Genomic DNA, 1080 nt, shown 5'->3' on the forward strand with positions numbered 1-1080 from the left:
CTCCACCTTTGACCCGGTACGCGCCCGCCGGCTGGCGGCGGCGGGGTTCGAGGTGCGGGGTGCCAGCCGGCGGGCGCGTACCGGGTCAAAGGTGGAGTGGGTGGTCACGGACCTGGCCACCGGCGCGGGCGTCGCCGAGGCGGTGGCCGGGACGGACGCCGTGCTGCACCTGGCCAGTTCGCCGCGCCGACAGACCCGGGAGGTCGACGTGGTCGGTACCCGCCGGCTGGTGGAGGCGGCCGCAGCGGCAGGCGTACGGCACCTGGTGTACGTCTCGATCGTCGGTGTGGACCGGGTGCCGTACTCGTACTACCGCGCGAAACTGGCCGCCGAGCAGGTGGTGGCGGCCGGTGCGGTGCCGTGGACGGTGTTGCGGGCCACCCAGTTCCCCCAGTTCCTCGACCAGTTGTTGCGCCTCTCCAGCCGGCTCGGGCCGGTGATCGGCGACCGGGCGGTGGTGGCGCAGCCGGTCGATCCCGATGAGGTGGCGGATCAGCTGATCGAGCTGCTGCGCACCGGAGCGCGGGGCGACATCGTCGAGTACGGCGGGCCCGAGGTGCTGCGGTTCGACGAGGCGGTCCGGATGTGGCGGCAGGCACGCCACTCGCGCCGGCCGTTGCTGCCGGTGCGGTTCCCCGGCCGGCTCGGTGGGGAGCTACGCGCGGGTGGCCTGGTCACCGCCGCACAACCGACGGGCCGACGGAGGTGGGCCGACTATCTGGCCGACACGTACGGGGGAACGAGCAGAAGATGACATCCGCTCGGGTTCGCCTCGGCATACCGTCGGCTCATGCTCGCGTTCATCGCCACCAGCATCCTGTACGTCTGCGGGTTCGTCTTCCTCTACGGGGTGATCCGGCTCGCTGTCCGGCACGCCTTGGAGGACATCGAGATGCGGCGGATCCAGGCCCAGCGGGCCGAGGAGATGGCCGTGGCCCGCGACCAGGCGATGCTGCGGGAACACGGCTTCCTCACCAACGGCTGACCTGCCGCGCCCCGCGCCCGTCGATCTAGGGACTATCGTCGTTGTTGGAGATCAACTCACGACGATAGTCCCTAGATCCACGGGTGGGGTGGGCG

The 1080-nt window shown here is 71.3% G+C and carries 2 protein-coding genes; both read left to right on the plus strand.

From position 1 onward, the window contains the following. The first annotated feature begins 31 nt into the window (after positions 1-31). Complete coding sequence (locus tag C1I93_RS30650) at positions 32-754, plus strand: SDR family oxidoreductase (protein WP_258378395.1); 723 nt, start codon at positions 32-34, stop codon at positions 752-754. A gap of 36 nt (positions 755-790) precedes the next feature. Next, positions 791-985 (plus strand): hypothetical protein, encoded by a 195-nt coding sequence (locus C1I93_RS30655; RefSeq protein WP_111246705.1) that lies wholly within the window; start codon positions 791-793, stop codon positions 983-985. Positions 986-1080: the final 95 nt, after the last annotated feature.

The organism is Micromonospora endophytica (genome assembly GCF_003236305.1).
GTDB classification, from domain to species: domain Bacteria; phylum Actinomycetota; class Actinomycetes; order Mycobacteriales; family Micromonosporaceae; genus Micromonospora; species Micromonospora endophytica.